Source organism: Actinokineospora baliensis (assembly GCF_016907695.1).
Taxonomy (GTDB): domain Bacteria; phylum Actinomycetota; class Actinomycetes; order Mycobacteriales; family Pseudonocardiaceae; genus Actinokineospora; species Actinokineospora baliensis.
The window spans coordinates 7,531,825-7,550,553 of sequence record NZ_JAFBCK010000001.1; the positions used below are offsets into that span (position 1 = coordinate 7,531,825).

The 18,729-nt window shown below is 69.3% G+C and carries 24 protein-coding genes and 1 pseudogene; 9 read left to right on the forward strand and 16 right to left on the reverse strand.

Annotated elements, in window-relative coordinates; translation table 11 throughout:
- Positions 1-26: 26 nt before the first annotated feature.
- The 6 genes from JOD54_RS33150 to JOD54_RS33175 form a co-directional block, all read right to left on the reverse strand.
- A complete protein-coding gene (locus tag JOD54_RS33150; protein ID WP_204455858.1) occupies positions 27-476 on the reverse strand; it encodes an Imm1 family immunity protein in 450 nt (149 codons plus the stop codon).
- 102 nt (positions 477-578) lie between these two features.
- Complete coding sequence (locus tag JOD54_RS33155; protein WP_204455859.1) at positions 579-767, reverse strand: DUF397 domain-containing protein; 189 nt, start codon at positions 765-767, stop codon at positions 579-581.
- A 5-nt stretch (positions 768-772) separates the two neighbouring features.
- On the reverse strand, positions 773-961 hold the full coding sequence (locus JOD54_RS33160; protein WP_204455860.1) for a DUF397 domain-containing protein: 189 nt from the start codon (positions 959-961) through the stop codon (positions 773-775).
- A 4-nt stretch (positions 962-965) separates the two neighbouring features.
- Positions 966-1,154: a DUF397 domain-containing protein gene (locus JOD54_RS33165; protein ID WP_204455861.1), complete on the reverse strand. Its 189-nt coding sequence runs from the start codon at positions 1,152-1,154 to the stop codon at positions 966-968.
- 5 nt (positions 1,155-1,159) lie between these two features.
- On the reverse strand, positions 1,160-1,357 hold the full coding sequence (locus JOD54_RS33170; RefSeq protein WP_307860474.1) for a DUF397 domain-containing protein: 198 nt from the start codon (positions 1,355-1,357) through the stop codon (positions 1,160-1,162).
- Entirely contained in the window at positions 1,354-2,247 is an 894-nt protein-coding gene (locus JOD54_RS33175) for a helix-turn-helix domain-containing protein (protein ID WP_204455863.1), read from the reverse strand. Before JOD54_RS33175 ends, JOD54_RS33170 begins: the two co-directional genes overlap by 4 nt.
- A 194-nt stretch (positions 2,248-2,441) precedes the next feature.
- Between JOD54_RS33175 and JOD54_RS33180 the strand changes: the two genes are divergently transcribed.
- On the forward strand, positions 2,442-2,735 hold the full coding sequence (locus tag JOD54_RS33180; protein ID WP_204455864.1) for a hypothetical protein: 294 nt from the start codon (positions 2,442-2,444) through the stop codon (positions 2,733-2,735).
- Between the two features lie 322 nt (positions 2,736-3,057).
- On the opposite strand, the gene JOD54_RS33185 is transcribed toward JOD54_RS33180, so the two are convergent.
- On the reverse strand, positions 3,058-3,870 hold the full coding sequence (locus JOD54_RS33185) for a helix-turn-helix transcriptional regulator (RefSeq protein ID WP_204455865.1): 813 nt from the start codon (positions 3,868-3,870) through the stop codon (positions 3,058-3,060).
- Positions 3,871-3,944: 74 nt separating this feature from the next.
- Here JOD54_RS33185 and JOD54_RS33190 point away from each other — a divergent pair, with 74 nt between their 5' ends.
- Positions 3,945-4,811, forward strand: a complete 867-nt coding sequence (locus JOD54_RS33190) for an alpha/beta fold hydrolase (RefSeq protein ID WP_204455866.1) — start codon at positions 3,945-3,947, stop codon at positions 4,809-4,811.
- On the opposite strand, the pseudogene JOD54_RS33195 reads toward JOD54_RS33190, so the two are convergent.
- Together JOD54_RS33195 and JOD54_RS33200 are read right to left on the reverse strand one after the other, a co-directional pair.
- Positions 4,801-5,782: pseudogene (locus tag JOD54_RS33195) on the reverse strand (aldo/keto reductase family protein). The gene JOD54_RS33190 and the pseudogene JOD54_RS33195 sit on opposite strands and share 11 nt — an antisense overlap.
- Before the next feature lie 10 nt (positions 5,783-5,792).
- Positions 5,793-6,443 carry a DUF3043 domain-containing protein gene (locus JOD54_RS33200; RefSeq protein WP_204455868.1) on the reverse strand — a complete coding sequence of 217 codons (651 nt, stop codon included), beginning with the start codon at positions 6,441-6,443 and terminating at the stop codon, positions 5,793-5,795.
- Between the two features lie 44 nt (positions 6,444-6,487).
- Here JOD54_RS33200 and JOD54_RS33205 point away from each other — a divergent pair, with 44 nt between their 5' ends.
- Positions 6,488-7,513, forward strand: a complete 1,026-nt coding sequence (locus tag JOD54_RS33205) for a glycerate kinase family protein (RefSeq protein ID WP_204455869.1) — start codon at positions 6,488-6,490, stop codon at positions 7,511-7,513.
- A 124-nt stretch (positions 7,514-7,637) separates the two neighbouring features.
- Positions 7,638-8,000, forward strand: coding sequence for a HesB/IscA family protein (locus JOD54_RS33210; RefSeq protein WP_204455870.1), 363 nt, complete (start codon positions 7,638-7,640; stop codon positions 7,998-8,000).
- A 58-nt stretch (positions 8,001-8,058) separates the two neighbouring features.
- Here JOD54_RS33210 and JOD54_RS33215 read toward each other — a convergent pair whose 3' ends face one another.
- The gene (locus tag JOD54_RS33215) at positions 8,059-8,235 is read right to left on the reverse strand and encodes a hypothetical protein (protein WP_204455871.1); all 177 of its coding nucleotides are present in this window, start codon (positions 8,233-8,235) and stop codon (positions 8,059-8,061) included.
- A 209-nt stretch (positions 8,236-8,444) separates the two neighbouring features.
- Here JOD54_RS33215 and JOD54_RS33220 point away from each other — a divergent pair, with 209 nt between their 5' ends.
- The 4 genes from JOD54_RS33220 to JOD54_RS33235 all read left to right on the forward strand — a co-directional run bounded on the left by JOD54_RS33220 (position 8,445) and on the right by JOD54_RS33235 (position 11,569).
- On the forward strand, positions 8,445-9,380 hold the full coding sequence (locus tag JOD54_RS33220; protein WP_204456988.1) for a carbohydrate kinase family protein: 936 nt from the start codon (positions 8,445-8,447) through the stop codon (positions 9,378-9,380).
- A gap of 151 nt (positions 9,381-9,531) precedes the next feature.
- Complete coding sequence (locus JOD54_RS33225) at positions 9,532-9,846, forward strand: hypothetical protein (protein WP_204455872.1); 315 nt, start codon at positions 9,532-9,534, stop codon at positions 9,844-9,846.
- Positions 9,843-11,117 (forward strand): hypothetical protein, encoded by a 1,275-nt coding sequence (locus JOD54_RS33230; RefSeq protein ID WP_204455873.1) that lies wholly within the window; start codon positions 9,843-9,845, stop codon positions 11,115-11,117. The genes JOD54_RS33225 and JOD54_RS33230 overlap by 4 nt, the downstream gene beginning before the upstream one ends.
- On the forward strand, positions 11,114-11,569 hold the full coding sequence (locus JOD54_RS33235) for a hypothetical protein (protein WP_204455874.1): 456 nt from the start codon (positions 11,114-11,116) through the stop codon (positions 11,567-11,569). The genes JOD54_RS33230 and JOD54_RS33235 overlap by 4 nt, the downstream gene beginning before the upstream one ends.
- Before the next feature lie 17 nt (positions 11,570-11,586).
- On the opposite strand, the gene JOD54_RS33240 is transcribed toward JOD54_RS33235, so the two are convergent.
- Complete coding sequence (locus JOD54_RS33240) at positions 11,587-11,853, reverse strand: helix-turn-helix domain-containing protein (RefSeq protein ID WP_204455875.1); 267 nt, start codon at positions 11,851-11,853, stop codon at positions 11,587-11,589.
- A 46-nt stretch (positions 11,854-11,899) separates the two neighbouring features.
- On the opposite strand from JOD54_RS33240, the gene map reads away from it, so the two are divergent.
- Positions 11,900-12,664 (forward strand): type I methionyl aminopeptidase, encoded by a 765-nt coding sequence (gene map / locus JOD54_RS33245; protein WP_204455876.1) that lies wholly within the window; start codon positions 11,900-11,902, stop codon positions 12,662-12,664.
- 361 nt (positions 12,665-13,025) lie between these two features.
- Here map and JOD54_RS33250 read toward each other — a convergent pair whose 3' ends face one another.
- From JOD54_RS33250 to JOD54_RS33270, 5 genes are all read right to left on the reverse strand, one after another.
- Positions 13,026-13,226, reverse strand: a complete 201-nt coding sequence (locus tag JOD54_RS33250) for an FmdB family zinc ribbon protein (RefSeq protein WP_204455877.1) — start codon at positions 13,224-13,226, stop codon at positions 13,026-13,028.
- Between the two features lie 13 nt (positions 13,227-13,239).
- Positions 13,240-15,018 (reverse strand): 3-hydroxyacyl-CoA dehydrogenase family protein, encoded by a 1,779-nt coding sequence (locus tag JOD54_RS33255; RefSeq protein WP_204455878.1) that lies wholly within the window; start codon positions 15,016-15,018, stop codon positions 13,240-13,242.
- Positions 15,019-15,466: 448 nt separating this feature from the next.
- Positions 15,467-16,453, reverse strand: coding sequence for a DUF3558 family protein (locus JOD54_RS33260; RefSeq protein ID WP_204455879.1), 987 nt, complete (start codon positions 16,451-16,453; stop codon positions 15,467-15,469).
- Positions 16,454-16,498: 45 nt separating this feature from the next.
- Positions 16,499-16,753, reverse strand: coding sequence for a hypothetical protein (locus JOD54_RS33265; protein ID WP_204455880.1), 255 nt, complete (start codon positions 16,751-16,753; stop codon positions 16,499-16,501).
- 8 nt (positions 16,754-16,761) lie between these two features.
- The gene (locus JOD54_RS33270) at positions 16,762-18,450 is read right to left on the reverse strand and encodes a sodium:solute symporter family protein (RefSeq protein ID WP_204455881.1); all 1,689 of its coding nucleotides are present in this window, start codon (positions 18,448-18,450) and stop codon (positions 16,762-16,764) included.
- Between the last annotated feature and the right edge of the window lie 279 nt (positions 18,451-18,729).

An 18,729-nucleotide genomic window follows, 5' to 3' on the forward strand; every position in this document is an offset into this window, starting at 1 on the left:
CCACCACCCCCGCGACGGACTCGGTTCTATTGCGACCCTGCGGACCACCGTGACTTCAACGGGGCGCCCGGACACCAGTCCACACAAGTCGGCCGCTCGCCCGAGTCGAGGTACTCGACCACAGCGGCCAACACCAGCTCGACCGGTACTTCCGCGCGGGGCCGGATGCTCGCGGGGTGCATCCCCGCACTGTGGTACTCCACCCAGTCGGCATTGGTCCCAACAGTGGGGACAAGCACCTCCCGGCTGTCGTGCCACTGCAAGAACCCAACGGCGTTACGCACCCCAAAAGCCAGCGTCGGCCCCTCCACCCCACCCTCAGGATCGGACCGGGTCTCACCCAGCTCCCACATCCACCCGATCTGAAGCCCACCCGCGTTGAGAGCGGCCACCGCACCCACCAGATCGATGTCGTCGGACAGCTCGTCCCGAGCGATGAAGCCCCGGTGGGTGATGGGCGTGGAGGTCTCAGTCACCACGCCTTCCTGGCGTCGTGGCGATCTCGTCGAGCCGGGCCGCAGCGCCCAGGTGCTGGCGATCGCCATGGCCGCCCGCCTTCGGGGCGGGCGGCCGGTGGATCAGGAGGTCTGAAGGGCGGACAGGGCCTCGGCCCAGGTGGTGGCGGGCAGGACGATCAGGCCACCGGCGGGGCACTTCGAATCCCGAACAGCAACCAGGCCCGGACGAAACCCCACCTCGACGCACTGTCCACCGTTGGTGCTGCTGCGGCTGGACTTGCGGAACAGAACCGTCGACCAATCGGACATGGGGATCAGCTCCTCGCGGCCGTGGCCAACAGACCAGCCCACGCGCTGGCGGACAGCACCACCAGGCCGCTGGCCGGACACTTCGAATCCCGAACAGCAACCAAGCCCGGACGAAACCCCACCTCCACACAGTTTCCGCCGTTGGTGCCGCTACGGCTGGACTTGCGGAACGGGACCGCAGACCAAACAGACATGGGATCAGCTCCTCACGGTCGTAGCCAACAGACCAGCCCACGCGCTGGCAGGCAACACCACCAGGCCACCAGCAGGACACTTCGAATCCCGAACAGCAACCAAACCCGGACGGAAGCCCACCTCCACGCACTCTCCCCCGTTCACATCGCTACGGCTGGGCTTGCGAAACGGAACCGTCGACCAAGCGGACATGGGGATCAGCTCCCCGCCGTTGTAGCCAACAGACCAGCCCACGCGGCGGCAGGCAACACCACCAGGCCACCAGCAGGACACTTCGAATCCCGAACAGCAACCAGGCCCGGACGGAAGCCCACCTCCACACATTCGCCGCCGTTGGTGCTGCTCAGGCTGGACTTGCGGAATGTGACCTTGGCCCAGTCAGTCATGGCTGTCATCTCCCTGTGGTTGCCACCGCGGCGTACTGCTCCGCCACGGTCGCCACCAAGTGTCGCGATTCCACCGGCCCGAGGGCTACCCCCTGCAACCTTGCAAACAGCTCCCTGTATCGGCGAACCGTCTCCGGCGGCTTGTCGAGGTAGGCGGCGTCGGAGTACATCTCCAGGTAGACGATGTCATCAGCCATCTCGTGCCCGAAGCGGAACAACGTGAAGTCGGTGCACAAGTGGGCGTAGGACTGGGCATCGAAGGGGATGATCTGGAGCGTCACGTTCGGCAGCATGGCGATCTCAGCGAGATGCCGCAGTTGCGCTGCCATCACCAACGGACCGCCGATCTGGCGGCGCAGCGCTGATTCGCTGAGCACAAAGGCGAATCCCGCCGCCGCCTCCCGGGTCAGCAGAGTTCGCCGATCAGCTCGAACACGCAGAGCATCGTCCACGACGTGATCTGCCGAGTCGACTCCCTCTGCCTCGAACATGGCGCGGATGTAGTCATCTGTCTGCAGGTTGCCGGGGATGATCTCCGCGCCAACTCTCATGATCTCGGTGGCGTCGGTTTCCAGGTCGCGGAAGGCGCGGAACCAGCGGGGTCCCAGGTAGAGGGTGGTCTCGCCGGTGGGCCTGCCGCGTTTGGGGCGGGACAGCCGGGAGAGCTCGATGCACCAGAGGCGGTCCTTCTCGGTGGCCCGGTAGAGCTGCAGGATCACGTCCAGGTCGGTCTTGTCGATGCCGATCTTGCCCGACTCGACCCGGCTGATCTTGTTCCCGGCCTTGCCCAGGTGCTCGGCGGCTTCCTCCTGGGTCAGGCCCGCCACTTCGCGCAGCCGCAGCAGTTCCGCGCCGAGCAGCCGCCGCTGCATGCTGATCGACCGCGATGGGCTCGTCATGGCCCCGGATCCTCCCACACACGATCACGTTGAGTGACCCGCACCGGCATCACCCTTTTAGGTGACTATACAAACTGGAACTACAGAATAAGCTGAACAGCACCTGGTAGCCGGTCCCCCTGGCAAATCGTGAACGTTGGGGCCACCACCCGGCTATCGCTCGCCGTATTTCATCCCGCAACGGAGGCAAGTTTATGACCACGTCCACCACCGTCGGCAACCGCCCCGACGAAGCCGAGTTCGCCGCCCTGCTCACCGGCACCGTCGCCGCCGAGGCCCCCCGCGTCTTCGCCGTCGTCGAGGAGTTCGGTGAGCGGTCCGACGCCCGGATCGCCGCCTGGGGCATGGCCTTCCCCGACCACACCGAACTCGTCGGCGTCCACCGCCCGCTCCGGATGAGCCTGTCCGCCCCCGAGTCCGCACTCCCCCTGTTCACCCGCGACCACACCCGCGCCCACCTGATCTGGGCCGAGCCCATCGACAACTGACCCAGCCCGAGCGGCAGTAAGGCGACGCGTAGCCAGCGCGGCTGGCCTTCACCAGTGCCCACACGGTGGTCGAGCCCACCGCTAACCGACTGAGCGACCCGGGCGGTAGTCGGTCGGCGTGCAGCCAGCCACCGTGCGGAAGCCTCGATCGCGGCGCGGCCTGCCCACGCATCCACCGACAAGCCTGTCCACAACCCCATCCACACACCCGGGTCTAGACCGAACCCACCGGAAACCGACTCAGCGACTCGGGCGGTAGTCCGTCGGCGTCCACCGACCGCTGCCACCAAGCCTGTCCACGCTCACACCCGCACGCCCTGACTCAGCGGCTGGGCCGGTAGTCGGTCGGCGTGCAGCCGGTCAGGGTGCGGAAGTCGCGGTTGAGGTGCGGTTGGTCCACATACCCGCAGGCGTGGGCCACCTCGGCCAGCGGCGGCGGTTCGGGGCGCGCCAGCATCAGGGCCGCGCGGTTGAGCCGGGCGATGCGGGCGACCGTGCGCGGTGCCAGGCCGATCTGCTCGCGGAACCGGGCGTGGAAGTGCTGGCGCGTCCACCCGCTCGCCTCGGCCAGCGCACCGACCGACACCGGGGCCGACATCATCCGCCGCCACGCGCCCTCGACCGGGCGGGTCAACGCCGGACCGTGCTGGAGGCGGGCCAACAGGTAGGCGTCAAGCAAGCGGAAGCGGTCGGGCCAGGTCGCGGCTTCGGCCAGTTGCTCACGAAGGAGGTCTATGCGAAGCAGGTCAGCCAGTGGGACGGTGAGGTTGGTCAGTTCCCGCAGCGGCAGGCCGAACAGGGCGTACGCACCGGGCGGCGTCAAGGTGACGCCGATGCCGCGCGATTCACCGGCCTGCTCCAGGTCTAGCGGCCGGTCACGCAGGCCGAGCACCGGTGACGCCGGGATATCCGTGCCGTCCGGCAAACGCCTACGCGGCGTTTCGAGGTCGACGACCGCTGTCAGGACGGTCAACGGCGTCAGGCGCCACGGGGTCGGCGGGGTCGCGGCCGGGTAGGTGTGCGCGGCGTAGGTGAGCACCAGACCGGCCAGTCGCGGGTCCGGTTTGCCGAAGACGTGTTCGCTCGGCACGCGCGCGATGTCCCGGTGCGCGACCACCAACGACCAATCCGCCATGCGTCATCCCCCCCCACCGGCAACCTTACCTGGTTCCAAGACGGGACCGCCCCGCTCTCCGTACCTTCAGGCACATGACAACCAAAGGAGTTGGGCAGTTCAAGAACGCCGCCGCGCGGGAGAAATACCTGCGGGCGTACGAAACAGCGATGTCGCAGTGGCCGGAACCGTTGACGGCACTGGACATCGAGACGCCGCACGGCACGACCCGCTTGTACCGCTTCGGGTCCGGGCCGCCCGTCGTGCTGCTCCCCGGTCTACTGGCCACCGCCGCGTGCTACTGGAAGCTGGGCGCGACCCTCGGCGAACACCGGACCGTGTATGCGATCGACACCCTCGGCGAGGGTGGGTGCAGCGTGCAGTCCTTGCGGTTCAACGACTTCGAAGACCGTGCCCAGTGCCTCGACGACGTCCTCGCCAAGCTGGACCTGCCCCCGGTCCCCCTCGTCGGCGCGTCCACCGGCGGCTGGCACGCCGTCAACCAGGCCATCCACCGCCCAGACCGACTGGAGTCCATCACCCTGCTCGACCCCACAACAGTCACCGCGTCGTTCTCGACGGGCGTGGCCGCCTTCGGCCTGCTGACCTCGATCCTCAACCGCCCGTGGGTCTGGCGCCGGTTCCTCCGCTGGTGCCTGGGCGAGGACATCTACGACAGCCCGGACGTGCAGCTCCTCCTCACCGCCACCCGCACCTTCCGCCCCGGCGTCCCCTTCCAGAAGACGCCTGCGGAGGAGGCGCTGCGGGGAATCAGCGTGCCCACGTTGGCACTTTTCGGCGGCAACAGCGTCGTCCACGACTCCGCTGCCGCCGCCCATCGGTTCAAAGACCTGGTGCCGCACGCCACCGTCGACACGATCGCGGGCGCCGGACACGACCTCCTCCGACGCCCGAACGACTACGACCAGATCGTCCGCCGAATACTCGACTTCACGGCGTAACGGTCAACCGGGGATCACGCTCCACAACCCCGTCGAGCACCTTGTCGATCGCCGCCAGCAGGTCCGCGTCGAGCTTCTTGCCTGCGGCCGCCGCGTTCTCCGTGACCTGCTCCGGCCGTGAGGCGCCGATGATCGCCGAGGCCACGTTCGGGTTCTGCAGCACCCAGGCGATCGCCAACTGGGCCAGCGACAGCCCGGCCTCCTCGGCCAGCGGGCGCAGGTTCTGCACCGCGACCAGCACCTCGTCCCGCAACAGGTGCGAGATCATCTTCGCGCCCTGGTCGTCGGTGGCCCGCGATCCGCCGGGCGGCTGCGAGCCCGGCAGGTACTTGCCGGTCAGCACGCCCTGCGCGATCGGCGACCACACGATCTGCGAGAGGCCCTCCCGCTCGGAGGCGGGTACGACCTGGTCCTCGATTACCCGCCACAGCATCGAGTACTGCGGCTGGTTGGAGATCAGCGGCACGTGCAGTTCACGCGCCAGCGCGGCGCCGCGGGTGATCTGGTCGGCGGTCCACTCGGAGACGCCCACGTAGAGCACCTTGCCCTGGCGGACCAGGTCGGCGAAGGCGAGGAAGGTCTCCTCCAGCGGCACGGTCCGGTCGAACCGGTGCGCCTGGTAGAGGTCCACGTAGTCCGTCTTGAGCCTGCGCAGCGAGGCGTGCGCGGACTCGATGATGTGCTTGCGGCCCAGCCCGCGGTCGTTGGGCCCGGGGCCGGTGACCCCGTAGACCTTGGTGAAGACCTCGACGCTCTCCCGCCGGTGCCCCTCCAGCGCGCGGCCGAGGACCTCTTCGGCCTTGGTCCCCGCGTAGACGTCCGCGGTGTCGAACGTCGTGATCCCGGCGTCGAGGGCGGCCCGCACGCAGGCGCGCGGTGTCCTCCTCGACCTGGGAGCCGTGGGTGAGCCAGTTCCCGAACGAGATCTCGCTGATGCTGAGACCACTACGACCTAGACGACGAAACTCCATGCCGCCGAATCTAGACCGCGGTGCCCGGGGTGACTCGAGGCTTGGGAACGCGCAGCTTGCGCAGCTGCGTGGCCCGCACGAACGCGTACCAGCCGATCGAGAAGCCGGTCACGGTCTCCTTGGGGAACTTCTGCCGGACCCGCTTGACCACGCGGCGACCGTTGAGCACGGCTTCGACGACCATCGCGATCAGCATGACCAGGCAGACCAGGGTCGCGTACTGCTGCACCACCAGCGAGGTGGACAGCAGCGAGACGAACACCAGCACAGCGAGCGGCATGAACAGGCCCAGCAGGTTGCGCTTGCTGTCGACCAGGTCGCGCACGTACGCCTTGACCGGGCCGCGGTCGCGGGGCATGAGGTAGCGGTCGTCGCCGTCGGCCATGCGGCGGCGCTGCTCGGCGCGCTGCTCGCGGCGCTGGGCGTTGAGCTCCTTGCGCTCTTCCTTGGACCCGCGGGCGCGGCGGATGGCCTCGCGCGTGGTCTTCGGCGGCGGCGCGACCGGGCCGCGCTTGCGGCCTTCGGCCTCGCGGCGCTTGGGGGTCGGCCTGCCCTTGCCGGGGGTGTGTCCCTTTGGTCCGGCGTCGCCGACGGTGACAGCGTCGTCCTCCACCGGGTCGGCGTCGGGGCTGTCAGCGGAGTTGCGGCGCAGGAACCTCACGTGGACAAGGGTAGGACAAGCCCGTCGGTGGCTACGCTGCGCCCGTGCGAGTCGTTATCGCCCCCGACAGCTTCGGCGGCACGCTCACCTCGGCGGAGGCCGCCACCGCCATCGCCGACGGCTGGCAGCGGGGCGCCCCCGGCCACCGGCTGTCGACCTTCCCCCTGGCCGACGGCGGTCCCGGGTTCGCCTCGGTCCTGCTCGCCGCCCTGGGTGCGCGGCGGGTGGTGACCACGGTCACCGGCCCGCTCGGCGACCCCGTCGACGCCCAGTGGCTCATCCACGAGGACGTCGCCTACCTGGAGTCGGCCGAGGCCATAGGCCTGCACCTGGTGCCCGCCGACCGCCGCGCCGAGTCCTGCGAGACGGCGACCACGCGGGGTGTCGGCGAGCTCGTGCTGGCCGCGCGCGACGCAGGCGTGTCCCGCGTGGTGATCGGCCTGGGCGGCTCCGCCACCACCGACGGCGGCCGAGGCGCCCTGGAGGTCCTCGACGGCCCCTTGCCCGAGTTGTTCGCCGCCGCCGACGTCGAGAACCCCCTGCTAGGCCCACACGGCGCCGCAGCCACCTTCGCCCCTCAGAAGGGCGCCGACCCAGCCGCCGTAGCCCGCCTAGAGGCCCGCATGGCCGCCTGGGCCACCGAGGTAGCCACCCGCTTCGGCCGCGACCCCCGCGACGAGCCCGGCGCAGGCGCCGCGGGCGGTCTCGGCTTCGCCCTCATGGCCCTGGGCGCCGCCGTCCTGTCCGGCGCCTCAGTGGTCCGCGCGGCGACCGGCCTGGACGACGCCCTAGACCGCGCCGACCTGGTGATAACCGGCGAAGGCAGCTTCGACTGGCAGTCCCTACGCGGCAAACTCGTCACCTCGGTGGCCAGCGCCGCCGCCGACCGCGGCGTCCCCTGCGTCGTCCTAGCGGGCCAGGTCTCCGTAGGCCGCCGCCAAGCAGGCTCAGTGGGCGTGGCCGAAACCCACTCGGTCGCCGACCACGCCGGTTCCCTGGACGCGGCCTTCGCTGACCCCATCGGAACCCTCTCCGACCTGGCCGAACACGTCGCCCAGCAGTGGCGCTGAGCGCATCACCGCCGCGATGTCACCCGGGTATGTCACCATGGGGTGAGGTAGACCGGAACAAAGTCCGGGCGAACGCTGTTGTGCCGGGTACGTGCCCGCGTAGGACCCATTCCCAGGGAGAACGATGACCACCGCTCAGGAGACTGGCACCGAGGCGGCGACCCACGGTGTCGAACTGTCCGACGCCGCCGCCGAGAAGGCCAAGGCCCTGCTCGAGCAGGAGGGCCGCGACGACATGCACCTGCGCATCGCCGTGCAGCCCGGTGGCTGCGCGGGCCTGCGCTACCAGCTGTTCTTCGACGAGCGCACCCTCGACGGGGACCTGTTCCGCGACTTCGGTGGCCTGAAGGTCGCCGTGGACCGGATGAGCGCCCCGTACGTGCAGGGTGCGACCATCGACTTCGTCGACACGATCGAGAAGCAGGGTTTCACCATCGACAACCCGAACGCGGGCGGTAGCTGCGCCTGCGGCGACTCGTTCCACTGATCCACACCGAAAGGCCGCGGCCCCCAGGGGTCGCGGCCTTTTGCGTGTCCGGATCCCGCTAGACGTACTCGTCGAGGTCGGCGACCTGGGCGTGGCAGGCCTCGTCGACCCGCCACGGCTTGGGCAGGCGGGGCAGCGGCAGCTCAGGGCGGCGCTGGGTCAGCACGGGCGGCAGCCCGGCGCAGTCGGCGATCAACTCGTCCATCGTGTCCGGCAGCTGCCTCGGTGCGCTCATTTGTCGCAATGTAGGCGCGGTTGGCGGCGGTTCCCAGGCGTACCAAGCGGTAGTGTTCAACGGTGACCTGAGGACCACCCGGGTGGGTGGTCGATCCGCATGACCGCGCCGAGCCCGGGTTCGACGCCGATCGGGCGTCGCCGGGCCGAGGAAACAGGAGGGGCCCCGTGCCCGTTGCCGTCACCGGAAGCATCGCCACAGATCACCTGATGCACTTCCCCGGTCGGTTCGCCGAGCAACTCGTCACCGAACAGCTGCACCGGATCTCGCTGAGCTTCCTCGTCGACGACCTCGTCGTGCGCCGCGGCGGCAACGGGGCCAACATCGCCTTCGCGCTCGGGGTCCTGGGGACCTCCCCGGTGCTGGTCGGCGCGGTGGGTGACGACTTCGCCGACTACCGGTCCTGGCTGGAGCGGCACGGGGTGAACACCTCCGGGGTGCACGTGTCCGAGGTCGCCAACACCGCCCGCTTCGTGTGCACCACCGACGACGAGCTGTGCCAGATCGCCTCGTTCTACGCGGGTGCGATGTCCGAGGCCAGGCAGATCGAGCTGGCCCCGATCGCCGAGCGGGTCGGCGGCCTCGACCTGGTGCTGATCAGCCCGAACGACCCCGAGGGCATGCTGCGCCACGCCCAGGAGAGCCGGGAGCGCGGCTACACCTTCGCCGTGGACCCCTCGCAGCAACTGGCCAGGATGGACGGCGAGCAGATCCGCCAGTTCATCACCGGCGCGGACTACCTGTTCAGCAACGACTACGAGTGGGAGCTGCTGCGCCGCAAGACCGGCTGGTCGGAGGCGGAGGTGATGGACCGGGTCGGGCTGCGGATCACCACGCTGGGCGAGAAGGGCGTGGAGATCGTCACCAAGGACGGCACGTCGCTCAACGTCGGCGCGGTGCCGGAGAAGGCGAAGGTCGACCCGACCGGCGTCGGCGACGGGTTCCGGGCGGGTTTCCTGGCCGGGTTGACCCAGGGCCTGGGGCTCGACCGGTGCGCGCAGCTGGGGTCGATGGTCGCGGTGCTGGTGCTGGAGGCCGACGGGCCGCAGGAGTGGACCTACGACAAGGCCGAGGCGGTGGCCCGCATCGCCGACGCCTTCGGGCCGGAGGCGGGCGCCGAGATCGGCGCGATCCTGCCCGGCTGAGCCGTGTTCACCGAAGGGCCGCCACGGGCTGTGGCGGCCCTTCGGCTGTCCCGGGGGCGTTCGCGGCCAACCGGGTGATCGGCCCGCGAACCCCTCGGGTCGTGGTCGGGCAACCCCTAGTTTTCGCCTCACGCACCGCGTGGGGAGGACCATGGACGGCTACGACGTCAACGTCGAAGGTCTACGCCGGGCGGCGAAAGCCGCTGGCTCGGCGGGAGAGCAGGCAGGTCAGGTCAGGCTGGGCGAGTCGGTGTCACCGGTCGCCGAGGCGATGCCCGGGTCCGCGTCGGCCGGTCAGGCCAAGGCCCTGGCCACCGCGTGGGACCAGCGGCTGCGCGGGTGGTCGGCCGACATCACCACCTTCAGCGGCAACCTGACCACCTCGGCCGACGGGTACGACAAGGACGAGGCTTCCGCCGTGGAGGACTTCAGCCTGGTCGGCGGGATGCTGGGGTTCTTCAAATGACCTCGTACGCCGCCGTCCGCTCGTGGAACCCGGACGCACTCGAAGACGCCGCGCAGGCGGTGCGGGGGCGCAAAGAGCGGATCCTGGGCTTGCAGGACGAGCTCGACATGTCGTTCGGACCGCTGGTGTGGCACGGGAAGAACGCCACGGGCGCGCGCGGCACCCTCGCCGGGTTGCGCGACCGCGCCGAGCACACCGTCGCCGAGGCCGCCCACGTGCAGAAGGCCTTGCAGGACGCGGCTGACGCGGTGATCGAACTGCGGCGCGAGCTCGACGAACTGGAGGACGTCGCGCGCGCGAACCGGTTCGGCATCGGCCCCGACGGCTCGATCCGCGACGGCGACCCGGGGTCCAAGGACAAGAACCGGCCGCGCATCGCCCAGTCGCTGGCCGAACGGGTCACCCGCGCGATGTCCGCCGCGAAGGAGATCGACGACCGGCTCGCCCAGGCCCTGGCCACCGCTGCGGCGGGCAAGGTCAGCGACCACGGCGCCACCACCCTCGCCGACGCCGACATCACCACGACCGCCGACGGCAAGTACCACACGGGTCCGCCGGAGAAGCCGACGATCAAGTTCGACGAGGACTTCGTCTACGACTCCGAGGAGTCCGGGCTCACCGACCACCTCTCGAAGGCGAGGTGGCTGGCGCAGTTGCGGGCGGCGCAGCTCGCTGGGCTGATGCCGGACGCGACCAAGATGTACGAGCACTACTGGGACAACACCGGCACACCCAAGGAATGGGACTACGAGAAGGCCTATCGGGAGGACTCCGGCATCCGCCGAGGTGTCGACTCCGAGGTGACCAGGGCCGCGCGGGCCGCCGAGGAGCTCATCCGGTCCGGCCGCACCGACTTCTCGATGACCGGCGCGCCCAGCGGCGCGCAGCAGTACCCGGAGACGCAGAACTGGCAGAAGGCGGTCGGCGGGTACCAGATCTGGAGCCACGGCAACGTCAAGGTCGAGGGCAACAAGGTCACCATGGTCGTCACCGTGGAGGGGCAGGACCGGTACAACTTCAATCGCGGCCAGGCCGACATCGCCACCGGCGCCTCCGACAACGGCAACGGCCGGTTCACCGAAATAGGCTGGGCCAAGCCGTTCGACACGCACGGCAGCATGACCAAGACGGTCACCTGGGAACTGGGCAACCCGCCGACGAGTCTCACCGGCGACGCCATGCCCAGAGACCAGATGGTGTTCGGCACCGAACGCGACCGCGGCCCGACGCCGGACAACCCGAGGGAACCAGGAAGGAACCGCGCCAGGTGACCCGCCTCGCCGCCGCAGCCCTGCTGCTGTTGATCACCGCCTGCGGCACCGCAGCGCCGGAGAAGGGACCAGCCATGCCCACCAAGTCCGGCACCGGAGCACTGCGCACCGACCTGGAGCCGCTCACCAAGCGCTTCCCCGCCCTGTCCTCGGCGGAAGCGGCCCAGTGGATGTCCGGCACCCTCGGCGACGACCGCGTACCGGGCCCGTCGACGTACTGGATCGACGCCATCGTGACGGTGCCCGAGTCCTTGGTGGCGAAGGTGTCGCAGGGGACGCGGGAAGAGGCTGAGGCGCCAGCGGTGGTGGAGGGGTTGCGGGAACACCTGCCAGCGGGGCCTTACCTGACCGGCCCGGCGCTGGACGACGCCTTCTCCAACGGCGGCTGGTCAGCCACGGCGTACTTGGCCAAGGGCACGAACACGGTCGTCCTGGTCGCGAAGGGCCAGTAGGCGATCCGGGCCTGCTTCTATGCGGTGAGTTTCCCGACTTCTTCCGGCGCGGTGCGGGCGAGCAGGTTCTCCAGCGGCAGCCCCACCGCGCCCGCGATGGCGGCGACGGTGAAGAAGGCGGGGGTGGGGACTCGGCCGCGCTCGATCTTGCGCAGGGTTTCCACCGAGATCCCGGCGGCGGCGGCGATGTCGACCATGCTGCGGTCCCCCCTGGCCGCGCGCAGGACGGCACCAAGCAGTTCGCCGCGCTGGCGTTCGTCGTCGCTGAGCGGGGGGCGCACCATGGGGCCCATCCTAGCGTGGGATAGAAATACCGGTATAGTTATCCGCATGATTGAGTTGAAGACGCCCGCCGAGGTGGCGGCGATGCGGGTGGCGGGTCAGGTCGTGGCCGAGGCGTTGGCGCAGGTCCAGGCCGCCGCGGCGGTGGGGGTGACGCTGCTGGAGCTCGACGGGGTGGCGCGCGGGGTGCTGGCGGCGCGGGGCGCGGGCTCGTCGTTCCTGGGGTACGTGCCCGGTTTCGCCCCGACCCCGTTCCCGGCGGTGCTGTGCACCTCGGTCAACGACGCCATCGTGCACGGCATCCCCGACGACACCCCCCTGCGCGACGGCGACCTGGTGAGCATCGACTTCGGCGCCCACCTCAACGGCTGGCACGGCGACGCGGCGAGGTCCTTCGTCGTCGGCACGCCTGACCCGGCCGACCTCAAGCTGATCGACACCGCCGAACGCGCCCTGGCCGCGGGCATCGCCGCCGCCACCCCCGACAACCGCCTCGGCGACATCGGCCACGCCATCGCGACCATCGCCCGCGGCGCTGGCTACGGCATCCCCCCGGACTTCGGCGGCCACGGCATCGGCCGCGCGATGCACGAGTCCCCCTCCGTCCCCAACGAAGCCCGCCCCGGCCGCGGTATGCGCCTACGCCCCGGCCTGGTCATCGCCATCGAGCCCATGCTCCACGCAGGCGCCGACCCCTTCACCACAGACCCCGACGGCTGGACCCTCCGCACAGTCGACGGCAGCCGAGCCGCCCACGTCGAACACACGGTGGCCATCACGGAGGACGGCCCTGTGGTGTTGACAGCACCATAAGCACTGACCAGGGATACCCGTGCTGAGCAGCCCCCGAATCAATTCTACCGAGGCGCGACGACAGAACGGGGTGGGCGAGATGCTGGCCTGTGGACAACTCGCGAGGCGGTCGACACCAATGCCACTGAGTCGAGCCGGAGTTGTCCACAGCCCTCACCCACGCAGCCCCGTTTCGTCGGCCCACCTCGGTAGAATTGATTCGGGGGCTGCTCAAAACCGGCGCCGCGCACATCGCTCGCGATACCGCCATCCACAGCGAGTTGTCCACAGGCCAGCACCTCACCCACCCCGTTCCATCGCCCCTCCCCGGTAAGCTGTATATCGGGGGCTGCTCAGCACGGGTCAGCCATGAATCGCCTGGTCAGCCGCAACAGCCGCCACCGCAGCAGCCGCCGCCCGCCTGGGGCGCTCCAGCACGACCCGACAAGCCCGCCATGGTGAGCAGCTTGACCGTGTCGTCGTGGCCTTCGGGGCAGGGGGCCGGGTCGTTGGCCGCGATCATGGGGCGGTTGACGTCGTAGGTGGAGCCGCACTCGCGGCAGCGGAACTCGTAGGTGGGCACCGCACCATTATCCTCACCGGCTGTAGTCGCGGAAGCCCTTCCCGGTCTTGCGGCCGAGGCGACCAGCGGTGACCAGGTGTTCCAGCAGCGGAGCAGGCGCGTAACCGGACTCGTGGAACTCGTTGTACAGGGTCCGCTCGATGGCCAGCGACACATCGAGGCCGACCACGTCCAGCAGCTCGAACGGGCCCATCGGCAGGCCGCAGCCGACCTTCATGGCCGTGTCGATGTCGTCGGCCTCGGCGTAATGCGCCTCGAGCATCTTCACCGCGTCGTTGAGGTACGGGAACAACAGGGCGTTGACGATGAACCCGGCGCGGTCGCCGCAGTGCACGGGGTGCTTGCCGACGGCCTGGCACACGGCGTGGGCGGTGGCGATGACGTCGGCGGAGGTGGCGATGGTGGCGACGACCTCGACCAGCTTCATCACCGGGGCCGGGTTGAAGAAGTGCAACCCGATCACGTCACCCGGTCGTGCGGTGGCCGCGGCGCACTCGATCACCGGCAGCGACGATGTGGTGGTGGCCAGGACCGCGCCCGGCTTGACGACCTCGTCGAGCGCGGCGAACACCGCCCGTTTCACCGACAGCTCCTCGGCGACGGCCTCCACCACCAGGTCGCAGTCCGCGAGCTCGGCGAACTCCACGGCGGGCGAGACCCGGCCCAACACCGCATCACGGTCCTCTGAGGAGAGTCGCCCCTTGTTCACCTGGCGGTCCAACGACTTGCCGACCTTGCCGATCGCGGCCGCCGCCTTCTCCGCGGACCGAGCACGCAGCACGACGTCAAACCCCTTGCGTGCGAACACTTCCACGATCCCGGTGGCCATCGTCCCGGTCCCCACAACGCCCACGCGACGCACCTCGCGCGCCGCGCCAACACCCGCGGCGGCCGTGGGCGTCTGGGCGTCCGCGACCACGGTCGGCGAGTCCGGCCCGTCGTAGGTGTAGAAGCCGCGCCCGCTCTTGCGGCCGAGCAGCCCCGCGGTGATCATCTGCTTGAGCACCGGAGTCGGCGCGTGCAATCGGTTACGGGACTGCGCGTACATCGTCTCCAGGATCTCGTACGCGGTGTCGAGCCCGATGAGGTCCAGCAGCGCCAACGGCCCCATCGGGTAACCGCAACCGAAGCGCATGGCGGCGTCGAGGTCCTCCCGAGTGGCGTAGCGGGACTCGTACATCGCCACGGCGTGGTTGAGGTAGCCGAAGAGCAGGGCATTGGCGATGAACCCGGCCCGGTCGCCGATGACCACCGGTTCCTTGCCCAGCCGCCTGGCGAACTCGACCACGTCGGTGACCACATCCGGCTCGGTGACCACCGTGCGGACCACCTCGGTCAGCCGCAGCACCGGCGCCGGGTTGAAGAAGTGCAGCCCGACCACCTTGCCCGGCCGTCCTGTGTGGACGCTGATCTGGGTGACCGACAGCGAGGAGGTGTTGGACGCCAGCACAACCTCGGGGCGCACAATCCGGTCCAACTCGGCGAACAACCCCGCCTTGAGGTCCAGCGATTCCGGAATCGCCTCGATGACGAGGTCGGCGTCGGCCAGGTCGGTCAACGCGGTGCTGTAGGTGATCAGGTCCAGCAGGCGCGCCCTCGCGTCCTCGTCGAGCTTGCCCTTGGCGACCGCACGCCCGGTGGAGTGCTCGATGTGGCCGCGGCCGCGCTCGATGCCCGCCGGATCGACCTCGACGGCCACCACGCGGACCCCGCTGCGCGCGAGTACCTCGGCGATCCCCGCGCCCATGGTGCCCAACCCAACCACGCCGACGACGGCGAAATCACGCGCCACAGCTACCTCCCGCGTTGCTACCTGCCGGTAACATCTTGCGCTGATGATGCCACGGCATCGGCGGCCCGCGGCGTGAACTGCGCCACTGCACCGGTTCCGCACGGAAAGCGAAACCGCGTTCGACCAGGCCCGCCCCCGCAGCGGCGATCTGGTCACCCAGTTGGGCCCCGACGGACATCAGCCCCGGCGGCGAGCACTCGTGCCGCCGCAGCGACCGCACGACCACCGGCGGCCGATGTCGCTTAGCGGAACAACTCCACCGCGGCGTGCGCGAAAGCGGCCGGGGTTCAGCCACCTCACCGGACCACAGGGCGGCCCGCACAACCACACCACAGCCGCCCCCTCGACGAGGCCGCCAAGCCAGGGGTTCCGCGACTACGCCGCGGCCAACACCTGGCAGTCCAGCCGCCGCAGCGCCCACCATCCACTTGGGACAGTGGTCGTGCCGCTACCGCTTGGGCAGCTTCGGGATGAGCGCCTTGGCCACCGCCTGCGCCTTCGCGCAGAGGTCCTCACCCGCGCCGGAGCCGCTGTAGCGGCTCAGGTCGATCGCGACCACCTCGGCGCGCTCCTTGTCGCCCGGGTAGTCCGCGTGCGCCCACTCCAGGCGGCAGCGGCCGCCGTCGGCCTCGGCCCGCTGCTGGCCGGTGACCCCGCCCAGGTTGATCGGCACGCTCTTGGCCGCGTCGGCGATCGCCTCCGGGCGGGGGCCGATGCGGAAGGTGAGCATGAGCGACATGCCGCCGCCGTTCCACGAGCACACGTGCGCCCCGGAGGGCCGTTTGCGCGTGTCGGGGCCGACGGCGGCGGTGATCACGGAGTCCGCGAGCTGCCCGCACGGATCGACGGCGACCAGCGTGTTGTCCGCGAGATCCAGCCGCGGCGCGTCGTCGCGGATCTTGGCGAGGGCGGACTCGAGCAGGGCCCGACCCGGCGTGCACAGGTCGCCCTTGTCGCGGCGGCCCGCCTGCACGGTGATGCCGCGGTTGGGGTTGGTCTCGGTGATCGCGGTGAGGAAGCAGGCCGTCTTGTCGTCCAGTTCGGACTTGACGAACGGCAACCCCTCGATCTCGGCGTCGGGCTCCGGCTGGCCGATGGTGGGTTCGCCGATGGACAGGGTGAGGTTGAGCTCCTCGCCGTCCTTGTCCTTCATGTAGTTCGAGCACTGGGAGAAGTCGCGCAACCGGCTCTCCGCGGGCTCACCCAGCGGCTTGAGCGCGGCGTTGTCCATCAGACCGCACGGGTTGATCCCACGCAGGTTGTCCGGGTCGAACGCGTCGACCGGCGACGGCGAGCTGGTGCTGGTGCTGGTGGCCAGCCCGGAAGTGGCGGGCACGGTGCTGCGCGCGGTGCTCGATTTGGACAGATCCGCGCCGCAACCAGCGGCGAGCACCAGCACCGTGCCCGCCGCGACCAGTCGAAGTAATCCCCGCACGGGCCAACGGTAACCACTCCGTCCGCGATCCGTGCGAGGAACTCCTCAGCCGGGCTCCTCTTCGGACTCCGAGTTGGGCACGGACAGCGGTCGCACGCGTACCCAGAGTGCGAACAGCAAGGCCACGGCCACCATCCCGAGGCCTACCCACAGGTTCACGTTGATCCCGCCCGCCTTCTCCAGGTCGGCGTCGGTGGTGAACGCGATACCCATGACGGTCAGCACGAACCCGTATACGGCGAACAGCAGCGCCAGCACGCCGCGCAGGTCGAACAGACCCGCCGCCTTCTTGTCGCTCATGTCGCTCCTCACCAGAAGACGATGTTGAGGGCCAGTGCCAGCACCAGCACGCCAGCGGCCAGGACCCCGGGCTTGCGGTACCAGCCCGCGTTCTCGCCGGTCTCGTCGTGGCGCAGCCGCTCACGCGGCGTCAGCGACCACACCAACCCGACCAGCTCGGCGTCCGGCTTGGGCCTGGTCACCAGCGACACCGCCACGCTGACCGCGATGTCGACCACGAACGCGGCGCTGGCGGCCACGAAACTCGCGCCCTGGCCCGCCAGGTGCAGCACCTCGGCCCGGTTCAGCACGTCGACGGTGACCGCGGACGCCGTGCCCGCGATCAGGCCGAGCCCACCGGCGAGCGGGGTCATCCGCTTCCAGAACATGCCGAGGATGAACGTCGCGAACAGCGGCGCGTTGAAGAAGCCGAACAGGGTCTGCAGGTAGTCCATGATGTTGGTGAAGCTGCTGGCGATGAACGCGGTGCCGATCGCGATCACGCAGCCGACCACGGTGACGACCCGCCCGACCCTGAGGTAGTACCCGTCCGGTTTGTCCTTGCGGACGTAGGCTTGCCAGAGGTCGTAGGTGAAGACGGTGTTGAAGGAACTGACGTTGGCGGCCATGCCCGCCATGAAAGCGGCCAGCAGACCGGTGATCGCGATGCCGAGCATGCCGTTGGGCAGCAGGTCGCGGATCAGCAGCAGGATCGCGTTGTTGTAGGTGACGCCGGTGTCCTGCCCCCGCTTGAACTCGGCCAACTCGGGCACCAGGACCGCGGCGATCATGCCGGGGATGATGATGATCAGCGCGATGAAGGTCTTCGGATACGCCCCGATCAGCGGCGTCCGACGCGCGGCCGACATGCTCTTGGCCGACATCGCCCGCTGCACCTCGGCGAAATTCGTTGTCCAGTAACCGAACGACAGCACGAACCCGAGCCCGAACACGATCCCCAACACACTCAGCGTCGCGTTCCCGATCCCCGTCAGGTTCGTCCCCGGCCACGACGACAACTGCTCCCCCGCCGTCGCCGGATCAGCTGCGGTGATCTTGTCGACCAGCCCCTGCCACCCACCGACCTTGTGCAGCCCCACGAACGTCAACGGCAACAACATCGCGACGATGACGAAGAACTGCATCACCTCGTTGTAGACCGCCGCCGACAGACCACCGAGCGAGGTGTACGCGAGCACGATCGCCGCCGCCACAACGACACTGAGCCACAACGGCCACCCGAGCAACAGGTTGACCACGGTGGCGAGCGCGAAGAGGTTGACCCCCGCGATGAGCACCTGCGCGGTGGCGAAACTGAGCCCGTTGACCAGGTGCGCGAACTTCCCGAACCGCCGCAACAGGAATTCGGGCACACTGCGCACTTTGGACCCGTAGTAGAACGGCATCATCACCAGACCGAGGAACACCATCGCCGGGATGGCACCGATCCAGTAGTAGTGCATCGTGGGCAACCCGTACTGCGCCCCGTTCGCCGTCATCCCGAAGATCTCGACAGCCCCGAGGTTCGCCGAGATGAACGCCAACCCGGTAACCCACGCGGGCAATGACCGCCCGGACAAGAAGAAGTCCAAACTGCTGGAAACCGACCGCCGGGCCAACGCCCCGATCCCCAGGACAACGACGAAGTAGACGCCCAACAAGATGTAGTCAATAGGAGCCGCGTCCAGCCGCAAATCGGCATCCGCGAGAAGGCGCACACCAACCACCACCCGTCACCTCGGTGTGATCACCCCGACAGCATGACCCCACCCAACCCCCACCGCACAACGAAGACTTTTCCAGTCCCTTTTGCCCGATTTACGGACTGATCCCAGCCTCACGACCATCGCTCCCGGAAGCCGCAGCTGCCAACCCAGCCGCCCTACTCCGACCACCGAACCCAGCTACTGGACACTCGGAAGCCGAGGTGCCATCTGCTCGATGGGGCGGACTTGTTTTGCGTGGGGGAGCGGCAGTCGTAGCGTTCTGCGCGGACA